This is a genomic window from Thermodesulfobacterium thermophilum DSM 1276, assembly GCF_000421605.1.
GTDB classification, from domain to species: Bacteria; Desulfobacterota; Thermodesulfobacteria; order Thermodesulfobacteriales; family Thermodesulfobacteriaceae; genus Thermodesulfobacterium; species Thermodesulfobacterium thermophilum.
This window is the reverse complement of record NZ_ATXI01000008.1, coordinates 14,073-28,553: the sequence shown is the minus strand read 5'-3', so window position 1 is coordinate 28,553 and position 14,481 is coordinate 14,073. Positions and strand designations below refer to the sequence as shown.

The 14,481-nt window shown below is 38.4% G+C and carries 14 protein-coding genes; 11 read left to right on the top strand and 3 right to left on the bottom strand.

Going from position 1 to position 14,481, the window contains the following annotated elements; all coding sequences use genetic code 11:
• Position 1 precedes the first annotated feature (1 nt).
• The 3 genes from H529_RS0104850 to H529_RS10195 are packed head-to-tail and all read left to right on the top strand — an operon-like array spanning position 2 to position 4,789.
• Positions 2-3,007: an AAA family ATPase gene (locus tag H529_RS0104850; RefSeq protein ID WP_022855418.1), complete on the top strand. Its 3,006-nt coding sequence runs from the start codon at positions 2-4 to the stop codon at positions 3,005-3,007.
• Positions 3,008-3,011: 4 nt separating this feature from the next.
• Positions 3,012-3,644, top strand: a complete 633-nt coding sequence (locus H529_RS0104845; RefSeq protein WP_022855417.1) for a molybdenum cofactor guanylyltransferase — start codon at positions 3,012-3,014, stop codon at positions 3,642-3,644.
• Entirely contained in the window at positions 3,626-4,789 is a 1,164-nt protein-coding gene (locus tag H529_RS10195; protein WP_022855416.1) for an HD domain-containing phosphohydrolase, read from the top strand. The genes H529_RS0104845 and H529_RS10195 overlap by 19 nt, the downstream gene beginning before the upstream one ends.
• Here H529_RS10195 and H529_RS0104835 read toward each other — a convergent pair.
• Positions 4,786-5,511 (bottom strand): DUF72 domain-containing protein, encoded by a 726-nt coding sequence (locus H529_RS0104835; protein WP_022855415.1) that lies wholly within the window; start codon positions 5,509-5,511, stop codon positions 4,786-4,788. The two genes, H529_RS10195 and H529_RS0104835, sit on opposite strands and share 4 nt — an antisense overlap.
• 104 nt (positions 5,512-5,615) lie before the next feature.
• Here H529_RS0104835 and H529_RS0104830 point away from each other — a divergent pair, with 104 nt between their 5' ends.
• The 6 genes from H529_RS0104830 to H529_RS10180 all read left to right on the top strand — a co-directional run bounded on the left by H529_RS0104830 (position 5,616) and on the right by H529_RS10180 (position 9,201).
• Complete coding sequence (locus H529_RS0104830) at positions 5,616-5,903, top strand: hypothetical protein (RefSeq protein ID WP_022855414.1); 288 nt, start codon at positions 5,616-5,618, stop codon at positions 5,901-5,903.
• Positions 5,903-6,523 (top strand): phosphorylase family protein, encoded by a 621-nt coding sequence (locus H529_RS0104825; protein WP_022855413.1) that lies wholly within the window; start codon positions 5,903-5,905, stop codon positions 6,521-6,523. The genes H529_RS0104830 and H529_RS0104825 overlap by 1 nt, the downstream gene beginning before the upstream one ends.
• The gene (locus tag H529_RS10190) at positions 6,505-7,332 is read left to right on the top strand and encodes a 1,4-dihydroxy-6-naphtoate synthase (protein WP_022855412.1); all 828 of its coding nucleotides are present in this window, start codon (positions 6,505-6,507) and stop codon (positions 7,330-7,332) included. Before H529_RS0104825 ends, H529_RS10190 begins: the two co-directional genes overlap by 19 nt.
• Complete coding sequence (locus H529_RS10185; protein ID WP_022855411.1) at positions 7,333-8,022, top strand: MotA/TolQ/ExbB proton channel family protein; 690 nt, start codon at positions 7,333-7,335, stop codon at positions 8,020-8,022. It abuts the gene before it with no gap.
• A gap of 67 nt (positions 8,023-8,089) precedes the next feature.
• A complete protein-coding gene (gene trxA / locus H529_RS0104810) occupies positions 8,090-8,413 on the top strand; it encodes a thioredoxin (protein ID WP_022855410.1) in 324 nt (107 codons plus the stop codon).
• 5 nt (positions 8,414-8,418) lie between these two features.
• Complete coding sequence (locus tag H529_RS10180) at positions 8,419-9,201, top strand: outer membrane protein assembly factor BamD (RefSeq protein ID WP_022855409.1); 783 nt, start codon at positions 8,419-8,421, stop codon at positions 9,199-9,201.
• A 31-nt stretch (positions 9,202-9,232) separates the two neighbouring features.
• Here the strand turns inward: H529_RS10180 and H529_RS0104800 are convergent, their stop codons facing one another.
• Together H529_RS0104800 and secA are read right to left on the bottom strand one after the other, a co-directional pair.
• On the bottom strand, positions 9,233-9,475 hold the full coding sequence (locus H529_RS0104800) for a hypothetical protein (protein WP_022855408.1): 243 nt from the start codon (positions 9,473-9,475) through the stop codon (positions 9,233-9,235).
• On the bottom strand, positions 9,462-12,218 hold the full coding sequence (gene secA, locus H529_RS10175) for a preprotein translocase subunit SecA (protein ID WP_022855407.1): 2,757 nt from the start codon (positions 12,216-12,218) through the stop codon (positions 9,462-9,464). Before secA ends, H529_RS0104800 begins: the two co-directional genes overlap by 14 nt.
• A gap of 141 nt (positions 12,219-12,359) precedes the next feature.
• On the opposite strand from secA, the gene truD reads away from it, so the two are divergent.
• Positions 12,360-13,532, top strand: a complete 1,173-nt coding sequence (truD, locus tag H529_RS0104790; RefSeq protein ID WP_022855406.1) for a tRNA pseudouridine(13) synthase TruD — start codon at positions 12,360-12,362, stop codon at positions 13,530-13,532.
• Complete coding sequence (gene waaF / locus H529_RS10170) at positions 13,513-14,478, top strand: lipopolysaccharide heptosyltransferase II (RefSeq protein ID WP_022855405.1); 966 nt, start codon at positions 13,513-13,515, stop codon at positions 14,476-14,478. The genes truD and waaF overlap by 20 nt, the downstream gene beginning before the upstream one ends.
• Positions 14,479-14,481: the final 3 nt, after the last annotated feature.

The following is a 14,481-nucleotide window of genomic DNA, read 5'->3' as shown; positions in this document are numbered from 1 at the left end:
AATGCGTCCTTTATTTCTTTCTATCAAAGGGTTTGGTCCTTATTTAGACGTTAAAATCAGCGAACAGGATTTTAAAAAGTTAAACGACAGCAGGCTGTTTTTGATTTCAGGAGAGATAGGTGCAGGGAAAACCACGCTTTTTGATGCCATCGTTTATGCTCTTTACGGAACCACTACCATAGAAAAGCGAGACCCAAAGGCCCTTGTTTCTCACCTTGTCCAACACCAGGCTAACCTCCTGCCAGAAATAGAGTTTAAGTTTTTCTTAGACGGAAAAGAATACAGAATCATAAGAAGGCTTCCTTTCAAAGATAATAAAGGTAAAAAATTAAGTCTATGGATAGAAGGCAAATTTTTTTCTGACAAAGAAAAAGAGGTCAACGGTAAGATACAGTCTTTGATAGGACTTAATGCCGACCAGTTTAAAAAGGTGTTTCTTATTCCTCAAGGAGAGTATCGTAAAATACTTCTTGCAGAAAAAAAGGAAAGAGAAGAGCTTTTTAAGATCATCTTTGACACCTTTTTGTTTGCCGAGTTAGAAGAGTTTTTTAAACTTAGTCTAAAAGAACTCCAAAACCAGATCAAGTCAAACTTAGACCGGGAAAACCAGATCAAAAAACTGGCTAACATTAACGAATTAAAAGAACTGGAAGATCAAATAAAAGAAACCAAAAAAAATCTTTCAACCTTAGAGGCAGAGGTTAAAAACCTTACTAAGGAAAGAGAAACTCTAAGTCAGGAAATATCAACCAAACAAACCCTCTTGTCTGACCTAAAAACCTTTCGTGAGGTTTTACAAGGGTTAGAGAATCTCTTTGCCTTAGAAAATGAGATAAAACAAAAAGAAAACAGGTTAGAACTTTTAAACACTGTTAAAGATTATTTGCCTTTTTATGAAGACTTTAAAAAATTTAAACAGGAAATATGGAAAGTAAGGTTTAAAATCAAAGATCTTTCTGCCAAAAAAATAAAACTATCTGCAGTTTTAAACACCCTTTCCCAAAATCTCTCCCAAGTTTTATCTCAAATTCCAGAAATAGAAGACCTGAAGTTAAAAGTAAAGGAGTTGAAACAGTTAGAAGAAAAGCTTAAAGAAAAAACAGCGTTAGAAATATCAGTCGATCAACTTTCTAAGGAGGTTCAGTCTAAAGACGAAGAAATTTTTTCAATCCGGGAAGAAATTAAAAAACTTAAACAACTCCTTGAGGAAAACTCAGAAAAATTAAACCTTTTATTAAAAATTCAAAGCTGGCTTAACGAAGAAAAACAAATTAGACAGCTCTTAGAAAAGTTTACTAAACTAAACCATTTCTTAAGTAAAAAACCTGAATTAGAAAACAAAGTAGCTAATCTTTCTACTGAAATAGAGAAGTTAGAAAAGCAAAAACAGGAGTTTGAGGTTAAAAACCTTGCTTTAACGGTTGCTAAAGCTTTAGAAGAAGGAAAACCTTGCCCTGTCTGTGGGTCAACCTCTCATCCCTCTCCCATCACCGATAAAAACTTTACTGAAGAATTAAACAATCTAGAAAAAATTTTAACAGAGAAAAAAAGGGATTTTGAACACTACAAAACTCAGTTTCAAACCTTGGAGATAAGGATTGACACATTACAAACTGAGCTCTCCCCTTATCAGGAAGAAGAATTAAAAGAAAAATTAGCCCAAATAGAAGCACAAAAAAGTGCTTATCCAGAGCTTGTTTCCCAGTATCAAAAGAATCCTATGATCATTAAAATCCTTGAAGGTAAAATCAAAGAACAAAAAAATATCCTTTCTAAAAAAGAAACAGAAGAAAAAGACCTCTCTTTAGCCTTAGAAAACCAAAGAAAGAAGCTTTTGCTATCAAAAGGACGCCTGGAAGAATTAACAAATAGTTTAAAAGCTCTCCTTACAGAAGAGATAAGTTTAGAAGCTTTAAAAAGAAAAATCGTTACCGAAGAAAAAAAGATTACTGAGTTTGAAACCCAAAAAACCGACTTAGAAAAACAGATAAACAGCCTTACCAACCAAAAAACCGCGATAGAACAGGACTTAAAAAACCAAAAAGAATTTTTGCAGCATCTTTTAACAAACTATAAAGCTAAGGTTTTTAAACTGTTACCCCTAAAAAGACAAAAAATTATAAACCGGTGGGACGAGTTTGAGGAACTAAAACCTGAGATAGGTAAAATCCAAACCTTAGAAGCTGAAATAAAAGATTTTTATCAGAAAAAAGAAAGGCTTACAGCAGAAAAGGAAAAATTAACCCAAAAGCTTGAAAGTTTAGGCCTAAAAAACTTAGAGGAAATAGAAGCCCAACTTGAGGTAATCAGTCAGAATTTAGAAGCATTGACCCAAAAAAAAGAAAGGTTAGAACTTACCTTTAAACGCCTAAATCAGGAAATAGGGATAGCCTATCAAAAGTTAGAGCAACTTGAGGGTTATCTCAAAGAATACCAAGAGTTAGGGAAAGAAAGAGAAAGATTAGAAAAAAGATTTGGTTTTTTAAGTAAACTCTGTGATCTCATTTCAGGGAAAAACCCTAAAGGGATCTCTTTTCATTCCTTTGTAGTTTCTATGTTTGCAAGGGCTATTTTTCAAAGGGCTAACGAATATCTGAAGGAGTTTTCCTTTGGAAGGTATACCTTTGTAGAGGACATGTTTTTGCAAAAAAACGTCTCAATCGAGGTGTTTGACGTTTATACAGGAACCAAGAGGGAGGTTAAGACCCTTTCAGGAGGTGAGTCTTTTATAGCTACCCTTGCCCTTGCCCTTGGAACTTCAGACGTTATCACCTATCTTTTTAAAACCAAGCATTTTGAGTCTCTGTTTATAGACGAAGGGTTTGGTAGCTTGGATGAAAAAACCTTAGAAAAAGTGATAACCATCCTGCTTGGTCTGTCTGAAAAAAGTGGAAGGATTATCGGGGTTATCTCCCATCTTGAATACATGAAAGAGGTCTTTCCATTGGTTTTGGAGGTGGTAAAAGACCGTAGTCTTGGCAGTAAAATCAGGTTGATACAGAAGTAGCTTGATGAAAGTAGTGGTATTAGCCGGAGGAAAAGGAGAAAGGATAGGAGGAGATAAGCCTCTAAAGACCTTTTTAGGGAAACCTTTAGCCTACTGGGTATTTAACATCGCTAAAAAGATTAACCTGCCCGTATATTTCTCAGTAAAAAACACAGACCAAGCCCAAAAAATAGCAGAGGTTTTACAAAGGCTAAACGTTCCTCTACAAACGATCGATTTTATCTTAGATAAACATCCTGAGCTCGAAGGGCCTATTTCTGGGATATGGTCTGTAGTCTCTAAGTTTAAGAATGAGACCATTCTTTTCTTAGCAATAGACCAGCCTCTAGTAGAGCCTGAGTTTCTTAACTGGTTAATCTCCCTCTCAGAAGTTTTTTGCCATAGTTTTGTGATTCTTTCTAAGGGAGAAGACAAAATCAAACCCTTTCCAGGTATTTATCCTGGGTGGCTAAACGAAGAGATAGAAATTTTTATAAAAATTTCTCCCAAGTATAGCCTTTTTAGGCTTTTCAATTATCTTATAGATAAAGGAAGGGTTTTGACCTTAGAGGACTCTTATATAAACCCCAGGAACTTCTTAAACCTGAACACTTTGGAAGATATTAAGGAAGCGGAGAAATGTTTTTACCTGAGATAGAGGACCCCAAAAACACCAAAGTTTTTCTGGTAGACGATGACGACCAGATAAGAGCTTCTCTTTCTGAGGTTTTAAGTTTAGAGGGATTTCAGGTTTTTTCTGCTAAGACTGGGCAGGAATTTTTGGCTAAACTTGAAGAGGTAGACCCAGACATTGCCCTTATAGATTACCTGCTCCCAGGAGGGTTAGATGGCCTTTCTCTTTGCAAAATCATCAAAAACGACTATAAAACCTTTGACATAGGGGTAATCATCATCACAGGAGTAAACGACTTAGAGACCAAGATGAGGTGCCTTGCCGCAGGGGCAGACGACCTCTTAACCAAACCGGTATTTATCCCAGAACTTTTTGTAAGGATTAAAACCTTAAGCAAAAACAAAAAATACCGGGAATTTCTTAAAAACTACCAGCATAACCTTGAAAAAGAAGTCATCCAAAAAACTAGAGAACTACAAAAAATCTATTTAGGCCTAAGCGAAGCCCATGAAGAGATAAGAAGGCTTTCGTTAGAACTCATCCAAAGACTTGCCAGGGCAGCTGAATACAGAGACGAACATACCGGGGCTCATATCCACCGGATAAGCTTTTACTGTACAAAAATCGCAGAGGCCTTAAACCTTTCTAAGGACCAGATAGAAATCCTTCAGTATGCCTCTCCCCTCCATGATATAGGGAAATTAGGTATCCCAGATAAAATCTTACTCAAACCTGGACCTCTTACTCAAAAAGAATGGGAGATAATGAAACTCCATACGGTAATTGGAGCCCAGATCTTAGAAGGTTCTAACTTAAAATACCTGAAGGCTGCACAGAAAATTGCCCTTTACCATCACGAAAGATGGGACGGCAGAGGGTATCCCTTTGGTTTAAAAGGTAAAAAAATTCCCCTTTTTGCAAGGATCGTTGCCATCGCGGATGTATTTGATGCCCTTACCTCCAAAAGACCTTACCGAAAAGCTTTACCTTATGATGTAGCCTTTCAGGTGATCAAAAACGAAAAGGGAACACGATTTGATCCAGAACTGGTAGATATCTTCCTTAAAATCAAGCCAGAACTTGTAGAAATCAAAGTCCTGTTTCAAGATGAAGAAATACCTCATCTTTTTAAACTTTACAAAAAACTTGAAGAAGAGGAAGAATCTTAAGTTGATGACAAAAGCCTTTTAAAGGTTAAAGCGTCTGAAACTGCATGTCCTAAAGCTGTATTGTCAAAGTAAACCCAGATCTCCTTTACATCAAACTTTTTTAATCTTTCAACCAAACCTTGCAACTCATCTTCTTCATACTTAGAAACATAAAGTTGTTTTCTTCCATGCAGTCTTAGATACAAAAAATCAGCAGTTTGGACTTCATACCACGAAGGATATCTCACCCCACAGTCAGAAAAACAAAGGCACACCCCTTTTGTCTTAAGTAACTCTATAAATACTTCGTTATGAAAGGACTGGTTTCTTATTTCGATAACTATCTGATAATCTGAAGGTAGCACCTCTAAAAAACTTTCTATCAAATCCTTATCAAACCTTAAAGAAGGAGGAAGCTGAAACAAAAGAACTTTAGCCTTTTCCTTTAAGGCACTTACCCTTTTCAAAAACTCTGTTAGGTCTTCGGAGATGTCTTTTAACCGTTTTACATGGGTAATAACCTTGGGAGCTTTCACTGAAAAGACAAAATCAGCAGGGGTTTCTTGATACCATTTTTCTAAGGTTTTAACAGAAGGAAGCCTGTAAAACGTTGCGTTAATCTCTACGGTGTTAAAATGATTAGCATAGACAGAAAGCCAATCCTTAGGTTTTGATTCTAAAGGATATAAAATTCCTTTGAAAGAATAATAGCTCCAACCTGAAGTCCCTACGTAGCATTTCATTCTATAGGTCTTAATTTTATATTGCCTCTTTGATTGATAGTTTTTGTTTTTAAAGGTAAAATGTTTTTTGAATTTTACAATCAACCAGCAACAGACATCGCAGGATGAAAAAGGGTTTTAAAAGTCTTAAAGATTTAAAGCTTTTTACCAAAAAACTATTCAAAGAACGGTTTAAAGGATTGCCTGAAGGGGTTAAAATAGAGGTAGAGGCTTTAGAAATAAACCCGCCTCAGGTGAGGATTTTTCTTCCCTTTTATTCTGAGGGGAATCTTATCAGATGCAATGAAGTGGATTTTTTTGTGGAGGAACTGATGGACTTAGGGATAAAGGCTGAGGTGGTTTATCTTGACGATAGCCTTGAGTTAGAAGAACTTGAGGTAAAGGGGCTGTGATGAAAGAATCTTTTTTCCTTATCCCTTCAGAGTTTGAAGCTTCCTCCCTTTCTGGTTTAGACGTAAAATATGGTTTAACAGGCATAGGGTTGGTTGAAGCCTCTCTCTCCTCTATGCTTCTTTTTCAAAGACTACCCAACCAAAGGTTTGTTCTTATCGGATGGGCGGGAGGGTATCCTGATACCGGATTAAAGGAAGGAGACATAGTCATTGCCTCAAAAGAGGTATGGGTTGACTTTGGAAGGCGCCATAAAGACCGTTATGAAGGCCTACCAGATAAACTAAAAGTAAAAAGAGAGATAGAGTTTAACCCGGTTTTGACCGAAAGGGCAGAAAACTTGCTTAAAGCTAAAGGATTTAGGCCTGTGGTTGGTCCTATGGCTACGGTGTGTGCTACCTCTTATGACCCTGAAAGAAGTCTTTTTTTTAGAAACCAGTTTAACGTGATTGCGGAGAATATGGAAGGATTTGGAGTAGCCAAGGCTGCAGAAACATTTAAGGTTGCCCTCTTAGAAATTAGGGTAATAAGTAATCTCTTAGACAGTCCTGATAAACCCTGGGATTTTCAGGTTGCTTCTAAAGTTTTAAGAGAGGTGGTTTTATGCCTGAAAAAGCTTTAGAGATAGCCCTTTCTCCCTGCCCAAACGATGTTTTTATCTTGTCTGGGCTTATCTTAAAAAAGGTAGACCCTGGTATAAACTTAGCTTTCCGGTTTGAAGACATAGAAACCCTTAATCAGTTAGGGTTAGCTGGAGAAATCTCTGTTATCAAGACCTCTTTTGCCATCTGGGATAAACTCTATCAAAGGTATGACCTTATGCCTGTAGGGGCAGCCTTGGGTTTTGGGGTTGGGCCTTTGGTTGTGGGGTTAAAACCTTATGATTTGGAAGATTTCCCTGAGCTTACTGTGGCTATACCAGGGGAGCATACCACCGCTCATCTGCTTTTTCGTTTTTTTTATCAGGGAGAAATAAAAAAAGAGTTTATTCGGTATGACCAGGTTATCCCTTATCTGTTAGAAAACAAAACCGAGCTTGGGGTTTTGATACACGAAGGCAGGTTTGTTTATCAAAGATACGGTCTTTACAAGATATGCGACCTTGGAGATTACTGGGAAAAACAAACTGAAGCTCCGGTGCCTTTGGGAGGTTTTTTTATCAAAAAAGACCTTCCTTTTGAGGTAAAACAAACACTTGTCAATGCCTTTAGAGAAAGCCTTCTTTGGGCTCAAAAAAACTGGGAAGAAGTTTTACCCTTATTAAAGTTTTACGCCCAGGAACTTGACGAAAAGGTCATAAAACTTCATGTAGAAACCTATGTAACTGAACACAGCTTTGATTTCAAAGAAAACTCTTTAAAAGGGTTGACGTATTTAAAAAACTTCTTAAAAATAGAAAAAGGCATCAACGAATTAATCTGGAGAGGCTAAATGGAATTCTGGAAGCTTTTTTGGCAAACAGGATACGTTGGTAAGGCTGTACTTTTGGTACTGGTCTTTTTTAGCGTCCAGAGCTGGTATTATATCTTTGCCAACTACTTCAGATATAGAGCTTTTATCAACGAACTTTCAGACTTTAACAGAAACCTCGAAAACACCAGAGACTTTGTTAGTTTGATCAAAATGGTCAAATCCTTAGACCAGAACATGATTTCAAAGAGTATAAAAAGGTTGGTAGCAAGCTTTGGAGAAATCTATGATTATTATTTTCGCAACAATCAACCTAAAATCTCTGATGAGAAGTTAAAAATCACCTTTGCTGAAAAAGAGCTTGAAGATTTAATTTTATTAGAAAAGGAACGGATGCTTTTAAACCTAAGACATGGGTTAGGTTTTCTTGCAACTACTGGCAATGTGGCTCCCTTTATAGGACTTTTTGGGACAGTATGGGGCATCATGAAGGCTTTTCATGACATCGGATTAAAAGGAAGTGCAAGCTTAGCTACCGTTGCTCCTGGCATTGCAGAGGCTCTTATCAACACCGCCATGGGACTTTTCTGTGCTATCCCGGCTGTGATGGCTTATAACTACTTTTTGTTAAAAAACGAAAGGGTCAACAAGGAACTGGAGGTTGTACTAAAAAAGTTTTTCTTGGGATTAAAAAGAGGATTTTTGAGTTGAGGGTTCTTGCAGTTTTAGGTTTTTGAGGTAGTGTATTTATTTACTAAAATACTAAAAGGAGGGTAACATGGGGGCACCAAAGGTAACTGATGAGACTTTTGAAACCGAGGTTCTTAAATCTCCTATTCCTGTGCTGGTAGATTTTTGGGCTGCCTGGTGTGGTCCTTGTAGGGTGATTGCACCTATCATAGATGAGTTGGCTGAGGAGTTTGAAGGGAAAGTTAAGGTGATGAAGTTAAACGTAGACGAAAACCCGGTTACTCCAGGGAAATATGGAATAAGAGCCATCCCTACCCTTATCATCTTTAAAAACGGAGAACCTGTAGAGGTAATCGTAGGTGCGGTTTCTAAAAACACCATAGTAAACGCCTTAAATAAAGTCTTAGCTTAAATGATATGGATAAAAAAAACAATCTAACCATTATCCTTTGCTGGTTTTTAGTTTTTGGACTGCTTTTTGGTCTTTATGGTTGTGGAACTATCTCTAAGATTGGCTCACAGCTTACCTCAAGGTTAGAAAAAGAAGTTTCTAAGAAAGCAGATAAAGAAGAGGAAGAAGACTTAGCAACCCTTTTAAGAGAGGCTGAGAGGCTTTTTAACAGAGGAAGTTATGATTTAGCTTATGAATACTACAAAAAAATAAGCGATATGTATCCAGGAAGTCCTCAGGCCATCCTGGCTGAGCTCAGGATGGCTGACTCCAAGTTTTGGGCAGGAGAATATTTAGAGGCACTCTCCCTTTATGAGTCTTTTGAAAAATTTTATCCTAACAACGAGGCCATCCCCTATGTGATTTTTCAAATAGGCACATGCTATTATAAGCTTAAGCTAAGTTATGACCGCGATCAATCTTATGCCAAAAAGGCGATAGAAACCTATGAAAGATTACTGCAAAACTATCCCAAGAGCCCTTACAGGGCTGAGGCTGCTAAAAGGATTAAGGAACTCCGAGAACAGTTAGCTACCCATGAATTTTATGTAGCGCAGTTCTACTACAAATTAGGATACTATCGGGCAGCTTATAACCGGGTGCTTTACATCCTTAACAACTTTTCTGACACCGATGTCTATCAACAAGCCCAAAAGGTAGCTTCTCTTTATTATCAAAAGGCTTTACTTGAAACCAAAGAACTTGCTGAAGGGACTAAAAAAGACTTCTGGGGGGATAGATTCCCTTAAGATTTTTTAAATAAAATAAATCCTATTTCGTTTATTCGGGAAATTTAAAATCAATTTCTTTAGGTGGTTTTTCTTCTGTGTTAGGTTCTTCTCCTATAGAAATTCCTTCCTGGATAGAGGGCTTTTCTTCAAAGTCATCAATCGATAAGAAAGGCTCGTTAGCAGGGCGAGGGAAGTGGCCCAAAACTTCAAGGATAAGGGTCATACTGTTCCCGCATCGTAAACACTGGGTATACTCCTCAGAAAACACATAACCACACTTAGGACATTTCATCTTTAACCCCCTCTTCTAAGTTTCTACCACAGCATTTTTTATACTTCTTACCACTCCCGCAGGGGCAAGGATCATTTCTTCCGACCTTGTGCACCTTAACCGGCTGAGGTTTTTCAGAGGTCTCTTTTTCTTCAAACACGTCTTCTCTTTTATATTCTAACTTCTGAGTATCTACTTCTTCCTCTAACTCAAGGACCTCCTCTATCTCTTTTGCCTCTTTTATCTCCACCCTGAAAAGATAGGAAAGGGTGGTTTCTCTTATCTTTCTCATAAGTTCTACAAAAAGATGAAAGGCCTCTTTTTTATATTCCTGAAGCGGGTTTTTCTGCCCATACCCTCTTAAGCCTACGCTATCTCTGAGATGGTCAAGCATGAGTAAATGTTCTCTCCAAAGGGTATCGATGGTGTTTAGTAAGAAATACTTCTCGATAGCCCGCATGTTATCAGGACCTATGACCTTTTCTTTATTTTCGTAAACCTCTAACAGGGTGTTCTTTAAAAACTCTAAAACTTTGTCCTTTGAGTGTTTACCTTCAGCAAAGGCTACGTTAAAGGCAAAAATCTCTTTTATTCTTTCTACCAGACCTTGCAAATCTTCCTGGGTAAGTTCCTTCCTTTCTAAAAATGTGTCTTCTACAAGCTCCTGCAAAGTTTCTTCTATCATAGATACTATCCAGCCTTTTACCGAATCACTTTTCAAAACCTCTTTTCTCTGAGCATAGATGGTCTCTCTTTGCTGGTTCATCACGTCATCATACTCAAGGAGATGCTTTCTTATCTCAAAGTGATAGGCTTCTACCTTTTTCTGAGCTTGTTCTATAGCCCTTGACAACCAGGGATGCTCTAAAGCCTCACCCTCAGGAAGGCCTATTTTTTCCATAAGGCCTTTTAGTTTATCTGACCCAAAAAGCCTTAAAAGGTCATCTTCAAGCGATAAGAAAAATCTGGATGCCCCTGGGTCACCCTGTCTTCCTGCCCTACCTCTTAACTGGTTGTCAACCCTTCTTGATTCATGCCTTTCTGTACCTATAATATAAAGTCCACCAAGTGCTCTTACCTTTTCTGCGTCTCTCTGGCACTCAAGATATTTTTCATAAAGCACCTTAGCCCAGTAATCCTTATACTTTTCTGTTGGATCTAAGCCCTGTTTTGCCATGGCCAGAACTTCGTTCCAGGCCCTTTCGTCTATCTCAGAAAGGTCATAGCCTTCAGCCTCAAGCTGAGCCTTAGCAAGCCCTTCAGGATTACCACCTAAAAGGATGTCTACCCCTCTACCAGCCATGTTGGTTGCGATGGTAACTGCATAGGATCTTCCTGCCTGAGCGATGATAGCTGCCTCTTTTTCATGATGTTTGGCATTAAGCACCTGATGAGGAATCTTCCTTTTCTTTAACATCTTAGATAAAAGCTCGCTTTTCTCTATGCTGGTAGTACCAACAAGCACCGGTCTTCCTTGCTTGTAGGCGTTTTCTATCTCTTCTACTACCTTTTCAAACTTTTCCTTCTGTGTCCTGAAAACCACATCTGGATAGTCAATCCTTATCATCGGTTTGTTGGTAGGGATAACCACCACGTCAAGGTTGTAGATCTGTTTAAACTCTGCCGCTTCGGTTTCAGCCGTTCCGGTCATTCCTGCAAGTTTTTCATACATCCTGAAATAGTTTTGGATGGTAATCATCGCCAAAGTCTGGTTTTCTGCCTCTATCCTTACCCGCTCTTTTGCCTCTATAGCCTGATGAAGCCCATCACTCCATCTTCTTCCTGGCATGAGCCTTCCTGTAAACTCATCCACGATGATGATCTTTCCATCCTTCACCACATAGTCTACGTCTCTTTTAAACAGATGATGAGCCCTTAAGGCCTGATGGATATGATGGACTAACCTAACATAACGAGGGTTGTAAAGGTTCTTTATACCCAAAAGTTTTTCACATTCAGCAATCCCTTCTTCAGTTAGGGTAGCATTTTTGGTCTTTTCATCTACCGTAAAATGTATGTCCTTTTTCAGCTTTCTTACGATTTCGTCTATAAAATAGTAAATATCGGTAGATTCTTCAGAAGGTCCTGAGATGATAAGAGGAGTTCTTGCCTCGTCTATAAGGATTGAGTCTACCTCGTCTATGATGGCATAGTGATGACCTCGTTGCACCATATCGTCTAACGAATACTTCATATTATCTCTTAGGTAGTCAAAACCAAACTCGCTGTTAGTTCCGTAGGTAATATCACACTGATAGGCTTTTTTCCGTTCTTCATCATCCATCTGGTTCTGTAAATACCCTACAGTTAAACCTAAAAATCTATAAACCGGACCCATCCACTCAGCGTCTCTTTTAGCAAGATAGTCATTTACAGTAACGATGTGAACGCCTTTTCCTGTCAAGGCGTTAAGATAGGCAGGAAGGGTGGCAACCAGGGTTTTTCCTTCTCCTGTTTTCATCTCAGCAATTTTACCCTGATGTAAAACCACACCTCCGATAAGCTGCACATCAAAGTGTCTCATCCCTAAAACCCTTCTTGCAGCCTCTCTCACCACCGCAAAGGCCTCAGGCAAAAGGTCGTCTAAACTTGCCCCGTTTTCTAATCTCTGTTTAAACTCTATGGTTTTTTGAGAAAGTGCCTCGTCAGAAAGTTTTCTGATTTCAGGTTCTAAGCTGTTTATCTTTTCAACGATAGGCCTTATCTTCTTTAACTCTCTTTCGTTTTTTGTCCCAACAATCTTGGACAAAAGCTTGGTAATCATCGGCTTATCTTTCCTCCCTGCAAATTTATGTTCGTGTATAAGTATCGTGTTTTAAATTTAATACCTTTTAAGCATAAAACAACCACCTTACTAAAACCGCACTTCTATGCTATATTGGAAAGAGTTATCTTGAGGTAAGCCATGATAAAAATAAAAGAAAACATCGAAGATTTTATCGTATCAGAGGTTGCAGAAATCTTCCCTGAGGGGAAAGGGGAATATTCTTTATACTTGCTAAAAAAATACAACGTTTCTACCTGGGATGCCTTAGGAAAAATAGCCAAGCTCATCAGAATTCCGATGGATTCTATAGGGTTTGGAGGGCTAAAGGATAAAAAAGCCATAGCCCAGCAGTTTATAACCATCAAAAACGGTCCCAAAAAAGACATAAAAACCAGGGAATTTGAACTGACTTATTTAGGCCAAACCAACAAACCCATGTCCAAAAACCTTCTCTTAGGGAATCGCTTTGAGATAAGGGTAAAAAACTTCCCGATTGACCCTAAGAGATTAGACCAAGAAGTTAAACTTATCCAGACCTATGGGATAGCCAACTATTTTGACGACCAGAGATTTGGTTCAGTCAAATCCTCTAAGGAGTTTGCTGCAAAAGAGATCATCAAAGGAAACTACGAAAGGGCACTTTATCTTATGCTTGCTGAGGCAAGCCCCTCAGAGATAGAAAAAACTAGAAAACTTAGAGACTGCCTAAAAAAACACTGGAGAGATTTTAAAAGGTGTATAGAGTTTGCCCATCTATCCTGGGAGAAAAACTTGCTTAAATTTTTGTCAGAGCATAAACCCTCTAAACGAACCTTTAAAAGGGCTTTAAACCTGGTAGACCGGGAATACCTGTTTTTCTTAGGTAATGCCTACCAGAGCTATCTCTGGAACGAGATATTAAAAGAGATACTGCAAGAGTTAGGCCTAAACCACTTTAAGGCTCCCTATCTGTTAGGAGAATTTTTCTTTTACCGTGAGGTTAATGAGGATCAATGGAAAATTCTCAAAAACTTAAAGCTTCCTCTTCCCTCACCTAAACTGCGTCTTGAGTTAAACAACTCACCTTTTGACCTCAGAAGATTTTATGACAAGGTCTGTCAAAAGGAAGGATTTACAGACCTAACGCAACTAAGAAGTTTTATCAAAGGTATGGTTTTTAAAACCTATCCCAGACCAGCAGTTATCTTTCCAGAAAACTTAGTCTGGGAAAAACTAAACGACCAAGAGATCAAACTTATCTTCTTTTTAGAAAAAGGTTCTTATGCAACCCTGGTGGTGAAGAGGCTTTTTTATGGTTGTGCGCATTCCTAACTGGTTAGGCGATGCCTTGATGGCAACCCCTGTTTACTACAACCTCAGTCAAAAGACCAAAATCTATCTTTTTGGTCCACCACCTCTTGTAAGCCTTTTTAAGTTTTTCCCAAACGTAGGCCTTCTCCATTATGAAAAAGGCAACACCTCGCAAAACCTTGAAACTCTAAAACCCTTTAAAAACGAAACAGGGCTTCTTTTAACCAACTCTTTTTCCTCAGCCTGGTTGTTTTTTAGGGCAGGGCTTAAAGAAAGATGGGGTTATGCCAAGGACTTAAGAAGTTTTTTACTAACTAAGGCCATAAAACCACCTAAACAAAAGCTCCATCAAAGGGACTACTATCTATACCTTTTAAAAACCTTGGGTCTTCCTTGTGAGTATAAAGACCTTGTCTTACCTCTGGGAGAAGAGGCTATCGAAAAAGCAAAAACCCTCTTAAAACCTACAGGAGAAAATCCCTTTGTGATCCTTGCACCTGGTGCAGCCTATGGGCAAGCCAAGATGTGGCCTAAGGAATATTATAAGAGTCTTGCCTCAAGGCTGGTTAAACAAGGGTTTGTTGTGGTAATTGCAGGTGGAGAAAAAGAAAAAGAGGTAGGTGAGTTTATCAAGAAAGATTTGCAAGGAGTATACAACCTTTGTGGCAAAACTGACTTAATAGCAGTTGCAGGCATGTTTGTGTTAGCTAAAGCGGTGGTTTCTAACGACTCAGGGCTTATGCACCTTGCTGCAGCCTTAAGGATACCTCAAGTTGCCATCTTTGGCTCAACAGATCCCCAAAAAACAGGGCCTCTAAACCCAAAGGCTATCGTATTACACCATAAAATGCCTTGCAGTCCCTGTTTTAAAAGAACCTGCCCGTATAACCACTATGAGTGTTTAAGATCTATCTCAGTAGATGAGGTGCTTAAAGCCTCAGATAAAGTTTTTGGCATAAAAATTTAGTTT

Excerpts from the sequence above, each read along its gene's own strand:
- secA (WP_022855407.1), bottom strand. The coding sequence starts at position 12,218 with ATGATTACCAAGCTTTTGTCCAAGATTGTTGGGACAAAAAACGAAAGA.
- H529_RS0104800 (WP_022855408.1), bottom strand. The coding sequence starts at position 9,475 with ATGAAATGTCCTAAGTGTGGTTATGTGTTTTCTGAGGAGTATACCCAG.
- H529_RS0104845 (WP_022855417.1), top strand. The coding sequence starts at position 3,012 with ATGAAAGTAGTGGTATTAGCCGGAGGAAAAGGAGAAAGGATAGGAGGA.
- H529_RS10190 (WP_022855412.1), top strand. The coding sequence starts at position 6,505 with ATGCCTGAAAAAGCTTTAGAGATAGCCCTTTCTCCCTGCCCAAACGAT.
- H529_RS0104850 (WP_022855418.1), top strand. The coding sequence starts at position 2 with ATGCGTCCTTTATTTCTTTCTATCAAAGGGTTTGGTCCTTATTTAGAC.
- H529_RS10195 (WP_022855416.1), top strand. The coding sequence starts at position 3,626 with ATGTTTTTACCTGAGATAGAGGACCCCAAAAACACCAAAGTTTTTCTG.
- H529_RS0104825 (WP_022855413.1), top strand. The coding sequence starts at position 5,903 with ATGAAAGAATCTTTTTTCCTTATCCCTTCAGAGTTTGAAGCTTCCTCC.
- truD (WP_022855406.1), top strand. The coding sequence starts at position 12,360 with ATGATAAAAATAAAAGAAAACATCGAAGATTTTATCGTATCAGAGGTT.
- trxA (WP_022855410.1), top strand. The coding sequence starts at position 8,090 with ATGGGGGCACCAAAGGTAACTGATGAGACTTTTGAAACCGAGGTTCTT.
- H529_RS0104830 (WP_022855414.1), top strand. The coding sequence starts at position 5,616 with ATGAAAAAGGGTTTTAAAAGTCTTAAAGATTTAAAGCTTTTTACCAAA.
- H529_RS0104835 (WP_022855415.1), bottom strand. The coding sequence starts at position 5,511 with ATGAAATGCTACGTAGGGACTTCAGGTTGGAGCTATTATTCTTTCAAA.
- waaF (WP_022855405.1), top strand. The coding sequence starts at position 13,513 with ATGGTTGTGCGCATTCCTAACTGGTTAGGCGATGCCTTGATGGCAACC.
- H529_RS10180 (WP_022855409.1), top strand. The coding sequence starts at position 8,419 with ATGGATAAAAAAAACAATCTAACCATTATCCTTTGCTGGTTTTTAGTT.
- H529_RS10185 (WP_022855411.1), top strand. The coding sequence starts at position 7,333 with ATGGAATTCTGGAAGCTTTTTTGGCAAACAGGATACGTTGGTAAGGCT.